Genomic DNA, 15,274 nt, shown 5'->3' with positions numbered 1-15,274 from the left:
GCAGGCCCGGCGGCGTCTGGTGCGTGCGATCGCAAGGCGGAGGGTCGCCCCGATACTGGTTGTATCGGGGTGATCCCGACAACGCGGCTGGGGGTACCCCCTCCGGGGGAGTGCGTGCCGGACGTCGCCGGGCAGACGGGACTTTCGAAACACGCCCTAGGCCGGACATGAACCCCGGCTGACCCGCTCCACCCTCCGTACGGAAGGGCCCACACGGACGTGCGGGCCCTTCCGCGTCATCCCCTACTTTGCGGACGCACACGCCCTAGTGGGGCGTATTCCGCCTCCCCGGTGGGAGATGAGTGGGAGACAAGTGGGAGATGATCATGCAATGCCGCGAAGTCAAGGGCCCGTTGGCGGTGTCAAGGGTGGGTGCGATGCGGGAGGGGCCTCTGCTGTCCAGGCGAGACCGACTACGCCCACGACCTGGTCGGCCATCTGTCCCCGGACATGCTCCTCCTGGCGGACCGCGCCTTCGACAGCAACAAACTGCTCGTGGACATCGCCGCTCAAGGGGCTCGGTTCCTGATTCGCGCCACCAGCGTCCGACGCCCGCCGGTACTGGCTCTGCTGCCCGACGGTTCCTACCTGACCCGGATCAGCGGCCTCTCTCTGCGAGTGGTCGAGGCCGAGATCCACTCCCGCACCGCCGACGGCGGAGTGTTCGGCGGAACCTACCGGCTGCTGACCACGCTCACCGACCACCGCACCGACCCGGCCGGCCACTTGGTGCGTCTCTACCATGAGCGCTGGGAGATCGAGATCACCTACCTGGCGCTGCGTCATACGCTGCTCAAGGGGCGAGTTCTGCGCTCGAAGGACGCGGTGGGGCTGACCCAGGGAATGTGGGCGCTGCTCACGCTCTACCAGGCCCTGCGCTCGGTCATGGTGACCGCGGTGGAGACAACATCCGGCGGTGACCCTGACCGTGCCGCCTTCACCGTCGCTTTGGAAGCTGCTCGCGACACGGTCGTCAGCTCTGCCCGACCGGCTCCGTCCACGGAGCGGAGCACCAGTTACGACATGGTCGGGCACATCGGCACCAGGGTCCTTCAGGCACTGCTTCCCGGACGCAGGATGCGGCTGTCCGCTCGCATCGTGCAATGCGGAACTTCCCGCTGCAACGGCTGGAACCGCGATGGGCGGCCTCGCAGCAGCACGCCGATCACCACCATCGAGATCAACGTACATCCACCGGTTCTCACTGGTGTGCGTGACCGCCACCGGACCGGCTCGGGCCGCTGGGACCGGGTAGCCAGATCTTGGCCGTGAACTCCAACGAGGCCATGCACGCCCGTGAGATCGCACAGCGCCTCGGCCTCACGACTGAAGGGCGAGTCCTCAGCGGCTTCAACGCACAACTCTGCTACCGGGCTCGGAACGGGCGGCTCATCCGTACCGCACCGAGCACCTACAAGATCACGTTCCCTGATGCCTTGACACCGCCAACGGGCCCTTAACTTCGTGGCATTGGATGATCATGGCGTGGTGCTGCAATCAGGCGCTAGAAAATGCTGGATAGCGCTACCTGTGCGGCCCGGGATCAGGACCCGGACTCGCCTGCGTGGGGGCTCAGCGCACCCATGCTGACCAGCACAATCACCACCACACCGAGGGCGATGCGGTACCAGACGAACGGCATGAAGCTCTTGGTCGAGATGAACTTCATGAACCAGGCGATGACGGCATATCCGGACGCGAACGCGATCACCGTCGCGAACCCCGTCGGCCCCCAGGCCACGTGGCCGCCCTCCATGGCGTCCTTCAGCTCGAAGACGCCGGAGGCCAGCACCGCCGGGATGGCGAGCAGGAACGAGTAGCGGGCCGCGGCCTCGCGCTTGTAGCCCATGAACAGGCCGCCGCTGATCGTGGCGCCGGAACGGGAGACGCCCGGGATGAGGGCGCAGGCCTGGCAGAGGCCGAAGATCAGGCCGTCCTTGACGCCCAGGTTCTCCAGGCTCTTGCGCTGCTTGGGCGCCCGGTGCCGGCCGCCGTTCTCGTCGCGGGCGGCCAGCCGGTCGGCGATGCCGATGACGATGCCGACGACCACGAGCATCGTCGCGGTGATCCGCAGGTCGCGGAACGGGCCCTCGATCTGGTCCTTGAGGGTGACGCCGAGCACGCCGATCGGGATCGAGCCGACGATCACCAGCCAGCCCATCTGGGCGTCGTGGTCCTTGCGCATCGTCTTGTCGAAGAGCGACCTGGTCCATGCGGAGATGATCCGCCCGATGTCCTTGCGGAAGTAGATCAGCACCGCGGCTTCCGTGCCGATCTGCGTGATCGCCGTGAAGGCCGCCCCGGGGTCCTCCCATCCGGAGAAGGCCGCGGTCAGCCGCAGGTGCGCGCTGGAGGAGACGGGGAGGAACTCGGTCAGCCCCTGGACGAGTCCGAGGATGAGAGATTCAAACCAAGACATGAGGTTACGGAGTCCAAGTGCCGATCGGGGAGGGCGACGGACACGGCGGGCCGCCGCGCGCGGTGATCAAGTGATGTGTCGGAGGCAGCGTAGCGCCCCCGGGTGACAGACCCGGCACAGGGGTTTCGAAGGAGGGCGCGCAGGGGAAGCGCGCACGGCGGTCGAACAGGGCGTATGTGTTGACCGGTCCGGGGGCCGCCGCTTACGTTGCTGCCGAGGGAAAGCGCTTGCTACGCCGCTTGCCGTGCCGGCCGCTTTCACTCCCGTTGCCGGGCCGTTCGTCGGAGGAGTGCTGATCACGCCCATGTCCCCATCCCCTCCGCTCGCCGGTCGCCGCATCCGCGCCGCCGTCATCGGCACCGGTGCCATCGCCCGCGGCTCCCATCTGCCCGCGCTCGCCCAGCTCGCGGCGGAAGGCGAGACCGAGGTCGTCGCGGCGGTCGACATCGATGCCGGCGCGGTCGAGGCCTTCTGCGCGGAGGGCAGGATTCCGCACGCCTACACCGATCTGGAGCGGATGCTCGCGGAGCAGCGCCCCGACCTGGTGACGATCTGCACCCCGCCGACCCTGCACCGCGAGCAGAGCGTCGCCGCGCTGCGGGCGGGAGCCTGGGTGTGGTGCGAGAAGCCCCCCGTGCCGACCCTCGCCGACTACGACGCCGTGATGGCCGAGGAGGGGGCCGCCGGGGGGCCGTACGCCTCGATCGTCTTCCAGCACCGCTTCGGGTCCGGTTCCGATCACGTACGGCGGCTGCTCGCCGAACGGGCGATGGGGCGGCCGCTCGTCGCGCACTGCCAGACGACCTGGTACCGCGACACCGCCTACTACGCCGTTCCCTGGCGCGGACGCTGGCGGACCGAGGGCGGCGGTCCCGCGATGGGCCACGGCATCCACCAGATGGACCTGCTGCTCGATCTGCTCGGACCGTGGAGCGAGGTGCGGGCCATGGCCGGCCGGCTCGTCCACGACGTGGAGACCGAGGACGTGTCCACCGCCCTGGTCCGGTTCGAGAACGGCGCCATGGCCACGGTCGTGAACAGCGTCCTCAGCCCCGACGAGGTCAGCCGTATCCGCGTCGACTGCGAGCACGCCACCGTCGAGCTGACCCATCTCTACGGTCACGGCAACGACAACTGGCGGATCACCCCGGCGCGGGACGTCCCCGCGGAACGGTCCGCGGCCTGGCAGGACTTCGGCGCGGACGTGCCCAGTTCGCACCTGGCCCAGCTGCGGGAACTGGTCGCCGGAATGCGGGCGGGGGAGCGGCCGCGCAGCAGCGGCGCCGACGGGCGCACCAGCCTGGAACTGATCAGCGCCCTGTACAAGTCGGCGTTCACGGACGTGACGGTGAGGCGGGGTGAGATCGGGCCCGGCGACCCGTTCTACACGGCCCTGCACGGGGGCGCTCCCGGCTGGGCACCCGGCGTCCCGCCCGCCGCCGCTGCCTCCTCCGCCGAGCCGGCCGTGGGATCCGCCACGGCTCCCGCCGCTCCGGTCGCTCCGGTCGGCAGCCGGGAGGGGACGGCATGACCGGGTTGCGCCTCGTCCACGTCCACGGTGACCGCGTCACCGTGACCGACTCCGGCAGCGGCGTCGAACTGCTCGCGTACGTCTACCGGCCCGAGGCCGCCTGGGAGGCGCCGAAGCCGTACATCCATCCGTTGCGCACCCTCGCGGGCGATGTCGTCACCGACTACCGGCCCAACGACCACCGCTGGCACAAGGGGCTGTCGCTGACCGCCTCCCACCTCTCGGGCGCCAACCTGTGGGGCGGCAACAGCTACGTCCACGGTGAGGGGTATCTCGAACTCCCGGAGCGCGTCGGCTCGATGGCTCACGTCGGCTTCGACGAGGTCACGGCGGACGGTGACCGGGTGGTCCTCGCCGAGCGGCTGACCTGGCATCCGTACGGCGGGGAGCTGTGGGCCGAGGAGCGGCGCCGGATCGAGGTGCACGACGTGGACCGGGCCGCCGGTTCCTGGGCGCTGACCTGGGCCAGCGCGATCACCAACCGCCGGGAGGAGCCGCTGCGGTTCGGCAGTCCGACCACCGCCGGACGGGAGATGGCCGGCTACACGGGCCTGTTCTGGCGCGGCCCGCGTGCCTTCCGCGACGGCCGGATCATCGGCCCCGACGGTGAGGGGCCCGCACTGATGGGCACGCAGGGCCCCTGGCTCGCGCTGTCCGGTGAGCACGACGGCACCGACGGGCACGCCACGCTCGTCTTCGCGCACGCCCCCGAGAACGACCAGTCCGGCGACGCCGGGTCCCATCCCGCGCACTGGTTCGTCCGCAACGAGCCCTTCGCCGGCCTGGCCCCGTCCTGGGCCTTCCACGACGAACTGGAACTGGCCCCCGGCGACACCCTCACGCGCCGCTACCGGGTGGTCGTGGCGGACGGCGCCTGGGAGCGCAAGGAGATCACCGAGTACCTGGCGGCGCATCCCTGGTGAGCCGGGTCCGGCCACCCGCCGGTGTGGCCCGCGTGGCGGATCGCCGCACCGGACGGCTCCCGTCCGGACGGTGCCGGGCCCGCGGGGTCCGGCCCGGGCGCCGGCCCGTGGCCGGCCGTCCGGATCCCGGCGCGCCCGCGGGGCCGGTCAGGGGAGAGGGTGCTCAGACAGCGGCCGTCGGACCCGCCACCGTCCAGCCGGGGACCTGGGGGTGTGCCGAGAGGTCCTCGTGGTGGACCGGGGTGCCGCAGGCCGTGCAGGTGACCACGGGGACCATCTCGTGGCCGCAGACGTGCTCGACGAGCATGGGGCGGTCGTCGTCCGCACGGAGGTGGCGGTCGCCCCACGCCATGAGCGTCAGCAGGACCGGTTCCAGTTCGAGCCCCGCCCGGGTGGGCCGGTACTCGAAGCGCTGCGGGCGCTCGCTGTAGGCGCGCTTGGTCAGGATCCCCGCGTCCACGAGCCGGCGCAGCCGGGTGGCCAGGATGTCGCGCGGGGCGCCGATGTTGCGCACCAACTGGTCGAAGCGGCCGTTGCCCAGGCATACCTCCCGCAGGACGAGCAGGGAGTACTTCTCGCCGACCAGCGCCAGGGTGTCGGCGATGGAACAGGGGCGAGGGTTTTTGGTGGAGGCGGCCATGCCGCCCAGTCTAGATGAGGGTTGGATTTTCCAACTTGCAGGTTTGATTTTCAAACCCATGACGCTATGGTGAGTTCGGATTTCCTACTCACCGGTAGCCGCCGTGCCCGGCGGCCGGTCACCGCCCGGCGGCCAAGGAGGCCCGCACATGCGTGACGCAGTCATCGTCGAAGCCGTACGCACCCCCATCGGCAAGGGCAAGCCGAACGGCTCTCTCGCCCACGTCCACCCCGTCGAACTCCTCGCCCACACCCTGCGCACCCTCGTCGAGCGCTCCGGCGTCGACCCCGCGCTCATCGACGACGTCATCGGCGGCACCGTCGACCAGGTCGGCGAGCAGGCCATGAACACCACCCGGTACGCCGCCCTGTCGGCGGGCTTTCCGGAGGCGGTGCCCGCGACCACGGTGGACCGGCAGTGCGGCTCCTCGCAGCAGGCCGTGCACTTCGCGGCGCAGGGCGTCATCTCCGGCGCCTACGACCTCGTCGTGGCCTGCGGCGTGGAGTCGATGAGCCGGGTGCCGATGTGGTCCAACGTGCCGCCCGGCAAGGACCCCTTCGGTCCGGGCGTCGCCGAGCGCTACCCGCAGGGCCTGGTCCCACAGGGCATCAGTGCCGAACTCATCGCCGCGAAGTGGTCGATCACGCGCGAGCAGATGGACGCCTTCGCCGTCTCCTCGCACCGCAAGGCGGCCGAGGCCTGGCAGAAGGGCCTGTTCGACGCCGAGGTCGCGCCCCTCGACGGTGTCTCGCGCGACGAGTGCGTCCGTCCGGACAGCAGCCCGGACGTGCTGGCGGGACTGCGGCCCGCCTACCACGACCCCGCCTTCGCCGAGCGCTTCCCGCAGATCGAGTGGAACGTCACCGCGGGTAACGCCAGCCCGGTCAACGACGGCGCCTCGGCCGTGCTGATCACGTCCGGCGACACCGCCGCCCGCCTCGGCCTGCGCCCGCTGGCCCGCCTGCACAGCTTCGCCGTGACCGGCTCCGACCCGCTGCTGATGCTCACCGGAGTCGTCCCGGCGACCGAGAAGGTCCTGCGCCGGGCGGACCTGCGCCTGGAGGACATCGACCTGTTCGAGGTCAACGAGGCCTTCGCCTGCGTCGTCCTCGCCTGGGCGCAGGAGACCGGCGCCGACCTGCGCAAGGTCAACGTGCACGGGGGCGCGATCGCGCTCGGCCACCCGCTGGGCGCGAGCGGCACCCGGCTGACGACGACCCTGGTCCACGCCATGCGCGAACGCGGGGCCCGCTACGCCCTCCAGACGATGTGCGAGGCGGGCGGTCTCGCCAACGCGATGATCCTCGAGGGCGTCTGACACGCGACGCGTCCCACACGGACGCGTCCGACACACGAACGCGTCCGACGCGCGGGCGCCTCCGCGTGCCGGACGCCGGCGCCCGCGTCGGCGGCGCAGGTGGTGGCGGCGCAGGTGGTGGCGGCGCGGGCGGGCGTCAGCGGCGGCGCAGGTGGTGGCGTTTGCGCCAGGCGACCACCGCGCCCGCCGCCGCGGGCAGGGCGATGGCCGCCATCGAGACCAGGAAGAGGGGCGAGGTCGGGGACGAGGCGCTCGCTCCGGCGACGACGTAAGCGGTCGTGTTCGGGATCGAACCGAGCGCGGTCGCGGCCAGGAACGGCAGCCAGCCCATGCGGGAGACGGCGGCGCAGTAGTTCGCCGCCCAGAACGGCACCCCCGGGAACAGCCGGGCCGCCAGCATCGACCGCAGTCCGTGCCGGCTCAACTGGCCGTCCGCCGCCTTCAGCAGCCGCCCCCGCAGCAGGGGCCGCAGGGCGTCCTGGCCGAGGATCCGGCCGAGCCCGAAGGCGAGCCCGGCGCCCAGCACCGTGCCCGCCAGCGCCGCGCCGGTCCCCAGCTGCGAGCCGAACAGCGCTCCGGCGGCCAGGTTCAGCAAGGGGCGTGGCACGAACGCCACCGTGCACAGGCCGTACGCCACCGCGAACACCGACGCCGCGGCGACTCCGCCCAGTTGGGGCGGCCAGCCCTCCGAGAGCAGCCGCTGCGGCTCGAACAGCAGCACGCTCGACGCGGCCGCCGTGAGGAGCGCGACCAGCAGCGAGAACCGCGCCCACGGCGAGAGCAGCGTTCTCGTGCAGCGCGCGGCGAACCCCGTCGGCGCCGGGGCGACGACGGGCAGGGGGACGAGCGGTGCGGGGACGACCAGCTCAGTGGCGGTGGCCCGGGGAGAGGCCGTGGCGGTGCCCCCAGAGCGGGTGTGGGCATCGAGCATCCGGCGACACTAACCGAAGGACGGGTGTGATCGCCGTATGGCCCGTCTCACGACCCGCACAGGAGGGGAGGCCGCGTGGGCACCGCCCGGCGCTCTCGCCGACACCGTCCCGGAGCGGCCGACCGCCCTGTGCGGCGCCGCGGCCGATCCCGCGAGGCGCTGAGGAACACCGGGGCGTGGACCGGGCCGTTCGGGCCGGCCGGCGCCCTCCCGTCGCGCCCGCCCGGGGAAAACCGTTCGACACCGGTTCCGCCGTCGGCGAGGATCGGCCCCATGTTCCGGTACGCCTTCCTCCTCGCAGCATCCGCAGTCGCGGATGCGCCGAAGGCTGCCGTTCCCGTTGTCGTGGCCGCTGGCGACGGCGCCCGAAGCTGACCCTCTCCGGATCGACCGGCGGACCCCGCAGGGGGAGGGTCGGCGAGTTCCTCGGGGTCCCCGTCCCGGCCGGCGCGTCCGTCGCCGCCGGGGCCGTCACGCAGCACCCTCCGAGAGGCTTCGAGGTATCGCCATGCCCAAGACGGCTTACGTGCGCACCAAACCGCACCTGAACATCGGCACCATGGGTCACGTCGACCACGGCAAGACCACCCTCACCGCCGCCATCACCAAGGTCCTCGCCGAGCGCGGCACCGGCACCTTCGTGCCGTTCGACCGCATCGACCGCGCCCCCGAGGAGGCGGCGCGCGGCATCACCATCAACATCGCGCACGTCGAGTACGAGACCGACACCCGGCACTACGCGCACGTCGACATGCCGGGACACGCCGACTACGTCAAGAACATGGTCACCGGCGCCGCGCAGCTCGACGGGGCGATCCTCGTCGTGTCCGCGCTCGACGGGATCATGCCGCAGACCGCCGAACACGTCCTCCTCGCCCGCCAGGTGGGCGTCGACCACATCGTCGTCGCCCTCAACAAGGCCGACGCCGTCGACGACGGCGAGGACGCCGAGCTGATCGACCTCGTCGAACTGGAGGTCCGCGACCTGCTCACCGCGCACGGCTACGGCGGTGACTCCGCGCCCGTCGTACGGGTCTCGGGGCTGAGGGCACTGGCGGGCGACCCGCGCTGGACGGCGTCGATCGACGCGCTGCTCGACGCGGTGGACACCTACGTGCCGATGCCCGAGCGGTACCTGGACGCGCCGTTCCTGCTGCCCGTGGAGAACGTGCTCACCATCACCGGACGCGGGACGGTCGTCACCGGCGCCGTGGAGCGCGGCACGGTCCGCCTCGGCGACCGGGTCGACGTGCTCGGCGCCGGCGTCGAGTCGGTGGTGACCGGCCTGGAGACCTTCGGCAAGCCGATGCAGGAGGCACAGGCCGGGGACAACGTGGCGCTGCTCCTGCGGGGCGTGCCGCGGGACGCCGTACGGCGCGGACACGTGGTCGCCGCGCCGGGGAGCGTGGTGCCCAGCCGGCGCTTCACGGCGCGGGTGTACGTGCTGTCGACGCGGGAGGGCGGGCGCTCGACGCCCGTCGCCACCGGCTACCGGCCGCAGTTCTACATCCGCACGGCGGACGTGGTCGGGGACGTCGACCTCGGGGAGGCGGCCGTCGCCCGCCCCGGTGAGACGGTCGCCGTGACCGTCGAGCTGGGACGCGAGATGCCGCTGGAGCCCGGCCTCGGCTTCGCCGTCCGGGAGGGCGGACGGACCGTGGGGGCGGGCACCGTGACCACCGTCGAGTGACAGCGGAGCACCGGCGGGGCCCCGCGGGGCCGGTACCGAACCGGTCGCGCGGGGCCCCGCGCCCCTGCGGCGCCCCGCCTGCCGCCGCGCCCCGCCGCCCGCCCCGCCCGCCCCGCGGGCCCCACGGCCCTGGGGGAGGCCCAGGCACAATGACGGGGTGAACGACTCCATACCCGTCACCCGAGCCGTCGATCACGGCACCGCCAAGCTGATGCCCGACGTCGACCGGGAGCGTGCCTGGCTGCTGACGGTGGACGGGGCGCCGCAGTCGTACGTCGACCTGGACGAGCCGACGCACCTGGAGTTCGAGTACGCCCGCCGGCTCGGGCACGTCCTGGACACCGTCGCCGAGGCCGGCCGTGCGCTGGACGTGCTGCACCTCGGGGGCGGGGCGCTCACCCTGCCCCGGTACCTCGCCGCGACCCGGCCGGGTTCCCGGCAGGACGTCGTGGAGGCCGACCGGGGTCTGCTGGACCTCGTGGCCGAGCAGCTGCCGGTCCCGGCCGGCACCGGCATCACCCTGCACGCGGCCGACGCGCGGGACTGGCTGGAGACGGCCCCGACGGCCTCCGCCGACATCCTGGTGGCCGACGTCTTCGGCGGCTCCCGTGTCCCCGCCCACCTGACGACGCTGTCCTACGCCCGTGAGGCCGGGCGGGTCCTGCGCGCGGACGGCGTCTATCTGGCGAACCTCGCGGACGCGGCCCCGTTCGCCTTCCTGCGCTCCCAACTCGCCACCTTCGCGGTGGTGTTCGAGCACCTCGCGGTCATCGCCGAACCGGCGGTCCTGCGCGGCCGACGGTTCGGCAACGCCGTCCTCGTCGCCGCCCACCACCCCCTCGACGTCCCGCCCCTGGCCCGCCGCACCGCCTCCGACGCCTTCCCCGCCCGCGTGGAACACGGCGCGTCCCTGGGGGACTTCATCGGCGACGCCCGCCCGGTGGGCGACGCGGAGGCGGTGCCGTCACCGGTGCCGCCCGAGGGGGCGTTCGGGATCGGGTGACCAGAGCAGGGCTCCCGCTCCCGCGGCCCGCGTCGGCCGCACCGGGGCCGGCCGGTCGGCCGGTGGGACGCGGGCGGGTCGCCACCGCGGCCGGGCCGGGTGGCACGAAGCACCGGGAGGCCTCGCCGCCCGCGGGTGACGCTCGGCACGGGGAACCCGTGCGCGGCTCTCACCCGAGTGCGCCGGTGCCTGCGTCCGGTTTCGCCGGGGCCGGGGCGGCCCGGTCCGCCGGTGTCTCCGGGCGGAGGCCGGCGGGTGCCACGGCCGCCCGCCGTCCGGCCACCGGCTTCGTGCGGCGGGTCAGGTGGCGTACGTCCGGTACGCACAGGACCGCCGCCGTGACCACGACGACGAGGACGGCACAGCCCCACAGCGAGGCCGTGCGGCCGAAGAGGGACTCCGACGGGCCCGCCAGGGCCGTGGCCAGGGGAACCAGGGCGACCGAGCCGAACCAGTCGTAGGCCGAGACGCGGGAGAGTTTCTCCTCCGGTATCTCCTGGTGGAGGGCGGTCATCCAGGACACGCCGAACACCTCCAGGGTGATGCCGGTCAGGAACATCACCGCGCACAGGACGCCGACCGGCACCGGCACGGCGAGGGCCGCCGAGGGCAGGGCCAGAGGGAACACGCAGAGGGTGCCGACGAAGAGCAGGCGACGCGGTTTCCAACGGGTCATCAGCAGGGCGCCCGCCACCGTGCCCGCGCCGAAGAAGCCGAGGGCGAGACCCCAGGGGCCCGCCCCGCCCAGGTGGTCCCGGGCGACGAGAGGGCCGTAGACCGCGTCGGCGGCTGCCACGACGGCGTTGGCGATCGAGAACTGGAGTACGACGCCCCACAGCCAGGGGCGGCCGCTGAACTCCCGCCAGCCCTCCCGCAGATCGGCCAGCAGGCCGCCGCCGCGCTCGCGGGCCGGGATGTGCCCCACGTCGAGGAACGCGCGCAGCGACCCGGCGACGGCGAAGGCGGCGGCGTCCGCCGCGAGCACCCAGCCCGGTCCGATCACCGCGACCATGGCGCCGCCGAGGGCCGCACCGCCGAGGCCCGCCCCCTGCATCGCCATCCGGAACACCGCGAACGCCCGGCCGGCCTGCTCGCCGCGCACCGAGGACATCAGCATGCCCTCGGCGGCCGGGCTGAAGAACGCCTGGCCGGTGCCGCCGAGGGCGGTCAGCAGCATCATCTGCCACAGCCGCGGCTCGCCGGTCAGGACGAGCGCGGCGAACGCGGCCTGCGACAGACAGTTGAGGGCGTTGGCCGCGACCATCACCCGGTGCCGCGGCAGGCGGTCCGCGACCGCCCCGCCGATCAGCAGGAACAGCACCAGCGGCAGCGTGCGGGCCGCCGCCACCAGACCGACGTCACCGCCGTCGCCGCCGGCCTCGAGGACGGCGAACGCGGCGGCGATGAGGGCCCCGTTGGCCCCGAGGCTCGTGACGAACGCGGCGGCCGTCAGCAGGCTGTAGTTGCGGCCCGCCCAGGAGGGCCTGCGCAGGCGGGGGCGGGGGTCGGCGGCTGAGGTCACCGGCCGACTATCCCCGCCCGGCCGCCGGTCCGGCAAGCCGGCGGCCGGTCCCGCCGGCCGGTGAGCCTGCGCGCGGGCGGTGAGGACTCAGCCGCCGGTCGGCTCCCCGTGCAGCCGCACGGTGGCGAGGATCTGCAGGATGGTGGCCTCGGGCAGTTCGTCCTTCACGCCCTTGGCGCCGTACAGGTTCCACGACACGTAGTCGTTGTTGGAGTTCTTGAAGCCGAAGGTGATCGCCTTGCCGTCGCTGTCGCACTTGCCCTTCTGCGGCGTGTTCGTCGACCGCGCCCAGGCGTAGCTGCCCTGGATTCCGGAGGCGGTGGTGAAGGGGGTGGCCTTCTTGTCGGTGGTGATGCTCTTGCGGTCCGGCTCGGTGTAGCCGCCGAACACCCACCAGGCGGGCGTGTTGAGCGCGATCTCGTCGGTGTTCTTGGCCCCCTCGGCACCCTTGCTGCCGACCACGGCCAGCGAGGTGTCGTCGGTCTTGCCGTCCTTGTCGTCGTCGGAGGTGCACCACTTGGACTTGTACTCGGCGGTGCCCCCCTGGATGATCGCGTCGTATCCGTCGGGCTGTTCCTTGTCCTCCCACTCGAAGCCCTGGCTCAGGCCGGGCTTTTGGACCTCCCAGTCCGCGGGCACGTCGAAGGCGATGCCCCACTTGGGGTTCACGACGACCTTCCAGCCCGCCACGGTCGGCTTCTCGGTCTCGGCGTCGCGCGGGTTGTCGTCCGTGCCGGACGGGGAGGAGTCCGAGCCGCTCGGCTCGACCGACACCGTCGGGCTCGCACCGCCCTTGCCCTCGGCTTCCGGCTGCCCGTCGTCGCCGCCCAGCACCAGGAAGCCGGTGACACCGGCGGCCAGGACGACGGCCGCGGCCGCCACGATCGCGACCACCTTCGTCCGGTTCCCGCCGCCACCGCCGGACTGCGGGGAGCCCGGGCCCCCCGGCGCGCCCCACTGGGCGGTCTGCGCGTAGGCGTCGGGGTGCTGCTGATAACCGGGCTGTTGCTGGTAACCGGGCTGCTGATACGGATTCGGCTGCTGGTATCCCGGCTGCTGGTACGGGTTGTTCTGCGCCTGCGGGTTCTGCTCTCCCCCGGGCGGCTGCTGTCCTGGCCACATGGCCGGAAACCCTAGTGCCGCCCATGACACGAACAGGTCACCGCCCCTCGTCAGGGCGGTACCGAATCGGCCGCGGCACATCCCTTCCCGCGTGGATTCTCCGTTCCTTCCCCGGTCCTTCCCCTGGCCGCCCGACTCTACTCGTGGGTAACATCGCGGCATGAGCGCTGACCAGATGTCCATCGGCGAGATGCTCGCCGCCACCGTGCCCATGGCCCGCACGCTGAACCTCGAGTTCCTCGAGACCGGGCCGGAGAGGGCCGTGGTGGCTCTGCCGGACCAGGGGGCGTTCCACAACCACGTGGGCGGGCCGCACGCCGGGGCGATGTTCACGCTCGGCGAGTCCGCGAGCGGGGCGATCGTGCTCGCCGCGTTCGGGGACCAGCTGTCCCGGGCCGTGCCGCTCGCCGTCCGCGCCGAGATCGCCTACCGCAAGCTCGCGATGGGGCCCGTCACGGCGACCGCGACGCTGGGACGCCCGGCCGCCGAGGTCGTCGCCCAGCTCGACGCGGGGGAGCGGCCCGAGTTCCCGGTGGCGATCGAGATCCGCCGCGAGGACGGGGCCGTGACCGGCGAGATGACCGTCGTGTGGACCCTGCGGCCCAACGGCTGAGCGGACGGGCCGCGGGGGAGGGCCCCGCAAGCGGCTGCGGTCGTCCCCGCGCCCGCGCCCGCGCTCCGTGACCGACGGCCACCGCTGCGAGCCGCAGCCGGAGTCCGCGGCGACGGGGCCGCTTCCTCGCCCGCCGCGATCCGCTCACCGGCCCGCCGGGACGAGGGGCCGCGCCCTTGGATCCGCGGTGGGGCGGGCCGCACCACGGGGCGGACCGGTCGCGGGGCCGACCCGGTAGGCTTCCCGGCGTGCGCCCGTCCCCGGCGCGCCGCAGAGCAGGACTCGTACGGGAGGAGCCGGCGGTGCACGTCCAGGAGTGGCTCGAGGCCGTACCCCCGGTCGCCATCTACGCGCTGGTGGGCCTGGTCATCGGACTGGAGAGCCTGGGCATCCCGCTGCCGGGCGAGATCATCCTCGTCTCCTCGGCGCTGCTGGCCTCGCAGCACGGCGACATCAACCCCGTGATCCTCGGCACCTGCGCCACCGCGGGCGCGGTGATCGGTGACTCCATCGGCTATGCCATCGGCCGCAAGGGCGGCCGCCCGATGCTCGCCTGGCTGGGCAAGAAGTTCCCCCGGCACTTCAGCGAGGGGCACGTCGCCACGGCGGAGCGGTCCTTCGAGAAGTGGGGCATGTGGGCCGTCTTCTTCGGCCGTTTCATCGCCCTGCTGCGGATCTTCGCCGGGCCGCTCGCGGGCGTACTGCACATGCCGTACTGGAGGTTCTTCACCGCCAACCTGCTCGGCGGCATCGTGTGGGCGGGCGGCACGACGGCCGTCATCTACTACGTGGGTGTCGTCGCGGAGTCCTGGCTGAAGCGGTTCTCCTGGCTGGGCCTGGTGGCGGCCGTGCTCATCGGCCTCACCTCGATGATCGTGCTCAAACGCAAGGCGAGGAACGCCGCACGGCAGACCGGGACCGAGACCGCCGCCGAACCGACGGCCGAGACGGTGGCGGCCGCCGAGTAGGCCGCGGCCGCCCGTCGCGGTGCCGCCCTACTCGTGGATCTCGCCGTGGGCTTTCGCCAGGTCGGCGTAGAACGTGCCGTTCAGCGTGACGCCCTGACGCTCCTCCTCCGTCAGCTCCCGCCTGACCTTCGCCGGCACCCCCGCGACCAGCGACCCCGGCGGCACCTCCATCCCCTGCGGCACCAGCGCCTGCGCCGCGACCAGCGAACCGGCCCCGATCACCGCGCCGTTCAGCACGGTCGCGCCCATCCCGATCAGGCAGTCGTCCCCGACGCTCGCCCCGTGGACGACCGCGTTGTGGCCGACGGAGACCCGCTCGCCGATGGTCACGGGGAAACCGGGGTCGGCGTGCAGCGTGCAGTTGTCCTGGACGTTGCTCCGCGCCCCCACCGAGATCCGCTCCACGTCACCGCGCAGCACGGCGCCGTACCAGACGCTCGCGCCCGCCGCCAGCGTCACGTCCCCGATGACGGAGGACGTCGGCGACACGAACGCCTCCTCGTCGACCTTCGGTTCCCTGCCGCCGATGCCCACGATCAGCGCCCTGTGCGTCATCACCGTCTCCTCGTGTCCGTCCGCTCCCCGCACCGTACG

Annotated in this window: 14 protein-coding genes; 8 read left to right on the top strand and 6 right to left on the bottom strand. The window is 72.8% G+C overall.

What is annotated here, in order from left to right; genetic code table 11:
* The first annotated feature begins 450 nt into the window (after window positions 1–450).
* A complete protein-coding gene (locus ACIP5W_RS22100; RefSeq protein WP_401476046.1) occupies window positions 451–1,272 on the top strand; it encodes a transposase in 822 nt (273 codons plus the stop codon).
* A 271-nt stretch (window positions 1,273–1,543) separates the two neighbouring features.
* Here the strand turns inward: ACIP5W_RS22100 and ACIP5W_RS22095 are convergent, their stop codons facing one another.
* Window positions 1,544–2,419, bottom strand: a complete 876-nt coding sequence (locus ACIP5W_RS22095; RefSeq protein WP_401476043.1) for an undecaprenyl-diphosphate phosphatase — start codon at window positions 2,417–2,419, stop codon at window positions 1,544–1,546.
* A gap of 304 nt (window positions 2,420–2,723) precedes the next feature.
* Between ACIP5W_RS22095 and ACIP5W_RS22090 the strand changes: the two genes are divergently transcribed.
* Both ACIP5W_RS22090 and ACIP5W_RS22085 read left to right on the top strand, forming a co-directional pair.
* A complete protein-coding gene (locus tag ACIP5W_RS22090) occupies window positions 2,724–3,950 on the top strand; it encodes a Gfo/Idh/MocA family protein (protein WP_401476040.1) in 1,227 nt (408 codons plus the stop codon).
* On the top strand, window positions 3,947–4,873 hold the full coding sequence (locus tag ACIP5W_RS22085; protein ID WP_401476037.1) for a PmoA family protein: 927 nt from the start codon (window positions 3,947–3,949) through the stop codon (window positions 4,871–4,873). Before ACIP5W_RS22090 ends, ACIP5W_RS22085 begins: the two co-directional genes overlap by 4 nt.
* 163 nt (window positions 4,874–5,036) lie before the next feature.
* Here the strand turns inward: ACIP5W_RS22085 and ACIP5W_RS22080 are convergent, their stop codons facing one another.
* Window positions 5,037–5,513, bottom strand: coding sequence for a winged helix-turn-helix transcriptional regulator (locus tag ACIP5W_RS22080; protein WP_401476034.1), 477 nt, complete (start codon window positions 5,511–5,513; stop codon window positions 5,037–5,039).
* Between the two features lie 148 nt (window positions 5,514–5,661).
* On the opposite strand from ACIP5W_RS22080, the gene ACIP5W_RS22075 reads away from it, so the two are divergent.
* The gene (locus ACIP5W_RS22075) at window positions 5,662–6,831 is read left to right on the top strand and encodes a thiolase family protein (protein WP_401476031.1); all 1,170 of its coding nucleotides are present in this window, start codon (window positions 5,662–5,664) and stop codon (window positions 6,829–6,831) included.
* 136 nt (window positions 6,832–6,967) lie between these two features.
* Here ACIP5W_RS22075 and ACIP5W_RS22070 read toward each other — a convergent pair whose 3' ends face one another.
* Window positions 6,968–7,762 (bottom strand): TVP38/TMEM64 family protein, encoded by a 795-nt coding sequence (locus tag ACIP5W_RS22070; RefSeq protein WP_401476028.1) that lies wholly within the window; start codon window positions 7,760–7,762, stop codon window positions 6,968–6,970.
* Between the two features lie 508 nt (window positions 7,763–8,270).
* On the opposite strand from ACIP5W_RS22070, the gene tuf reads away from it, so the two are divergent.
* Both tuf and ACIP5W_RS22060 read left to right on the top strand, forming a co-directional pair.
* The gene (gene tuf, locus ACIP5W_RS22065) at window positions 8,271–9,452 is read left to right on the top strand and encodes an elongation factor Tu (RefSeq protein WP_401476025.1); all 1,182 of its coding nucleotides are present in this window, start codon (window positions 8,271–8,273) and stop codon (window positions 9,450–9,452) included.
* 157 nt (window positions 9,453–9,609) lie between these two features.
* Complete coding sequence (locus ACIP5W_RS22060) at window positions 9,610–10,455, top strand: spermidine synthase (protein ID WP_401476022.1); 846 nt, start codon at window positions 9,610–9,612, stop codon at window positions 10,453–10,455.
* A gap of 169 nt (window positions 10,456–10,624) precedes the next feature.
* On the opposite strand, the gene ACIP5W_RS22055 is transcribed toward ACIP5W_RS22060, so the two are convergent.
* The gene (locus tag ACIP5W_RS22055) at window positions 10,625–11,977 is read right to left on the bottom strand and encodes an MFS transporter (protein ID WP_401476019.1); all 1,353 of its coding nucleotides are present in this window, start codon (window positions 11,975–11,977) and stop codon (window positions 10,625–10,627) included.
* Between the two features lie 87 nt (window positions 11,978–12,064).
* Window positions 12,065–13,099: a hypothetical protein gene (locus ACIP5W_RS22050; protein ID WP_401476016.1), complete on the bottom strand. Its 1,035-nt coding sequence runs from the start codon at window positions 13,097–13,099 to the stop codon at window positions 12,065–12,067.
* Between the two features lie 175 nt (window positions 13,100–13,274).
* Here ACIP5W_RS22050 and ACIP5W_RS22045 point away from each other — a divergent pair, with 175 nt between their 5' ends.
* A complete protein-coding gene (locus ACIP5W_RS22045) occupies window positions 13,275–13,712 on the top strand; it encodes a DUF4442 domain-containing protein (protein ID WP_401476067.1) in 438 nt (145 codons plus the stop codon).
* Window positions 13,713–14,014: 302 nt separating this feature from the next.
* Window positions 14,015–14,680 (top strand): DedA family protein, encoded by a 666-nt coding sequence (locus tag ACIP5W_RS22040; RefSeq protein ID WP_401476064.1) that lies wholly within the window; start codon window positions 14,015–14,017, stop codon window positions 14,678–14,680.
* A 27-nt stretch (window positions 14,681–14,707) separates the two neighbouring features.
* On the opposite strand, the gene ACIP5W_RS22035 is transcribed toward ACIP5W_RS22040, so the two are convergent.
* Window positions 14,708–15,235, bottom strand: a complete 528-nt coding sequence (locus ACIP5W_RS22035; protein WP_401476013.1) for a gamma carbonic anhydrase family protein — start codon at window positions 15,233–15,235, stop codon at window positions 14,708–14,710.
* Between the last annotated feature and the right edge of the window lie 39 nt (window positions 15,236–15,274).

This window comes from Streptomyces sp. NPDC088766 (assembly GCF_044750845.1).
GTDB lineage: Bacteria > Actinomycetota > Actinomycetes > Streptomycetales > Streptomycetaceae > Streptomyces.
This window is presented reverse-complemented; position numbering and strand designations above follow the sequence as displayed.

Coding starts and splice junctions, on each gene's coding strand:
- ACIP5W_RS22100 (WP_401476046.1), top strand. CDS start 451: ATGCTCCTCCTGGCGGACCGCGCCTTCGACAGCAACAAACTGCTCGTG.
- ACIP5W_RS22095 (WP_401476043.1), bottom strand. CDS start 2,419: ATGTCTTGGTTTGAATCTCTCATCCTCGGACTCGTCCAGGGGCTGACC.
- ACIP5W_RS22090 (WP_401476040.1), top strand. CDS start 2,724: ATGTCCCCATCCCCTCCGCTCGCCGGTCGCCGCATCCGCGCCGCCGTC.
- ACIP5W_RS22085 (WP_401476037.1), top strand. CDS start 3,947: ATGACCGGGTTGCGCCTCGTCCACGTCCACGGTGACCGCGTCACCGTG.
- ACIP5W_RS22080 (WP_401476034.1), bottom strand. CDS start 5,513: ATGGCCGCCTCCACCAAAAACCCTCGCCCCTGTTCCATCGCCGACACC.
- ACIP5W_RS22075 (WP_401476031.1), top strand. CDS start 5,662: ATGCGTGACGCAGTCATCGTCGAAGCCGTACGCACCCCCATCGGCAAG.
- ACIP5W_RS22070 (WP_401476028.1), bottom strand. CDS start 7,762: ATGCTCGATGCCCACACCCGCTCTGGGGGCACCGCCACGGCCTCTCCC.
- tuf (WP_401476025.1), top strand. CDS start 8,271: ATGCCCAAGACGGCTTACGTGCGCACCAAACCGCACCTGAACATCGGC.
- ACIP5W_RS22050 (WP_401476016.1), bottom strand. CDS start 13,099: ATGTGGCCAGGACAGCAGCCGCCCGGGGGAGAGCAGAACCCGCAGGCG.
- ACIP5W_RS22045 (WP_401476067.1), top strand. CDS start 13,275: ATGTCCATCGGCGAGATGCTCGCCGCCACCGTGCCCATGGCCCGCACG.
- ACIP5W_RS22035 (WP_401476013.1), bottom strand. CDS start 15,235: ATGACGCACAGGGCGCTGATCGTGGGCATCGGCGGCAGGGAACCGAAG.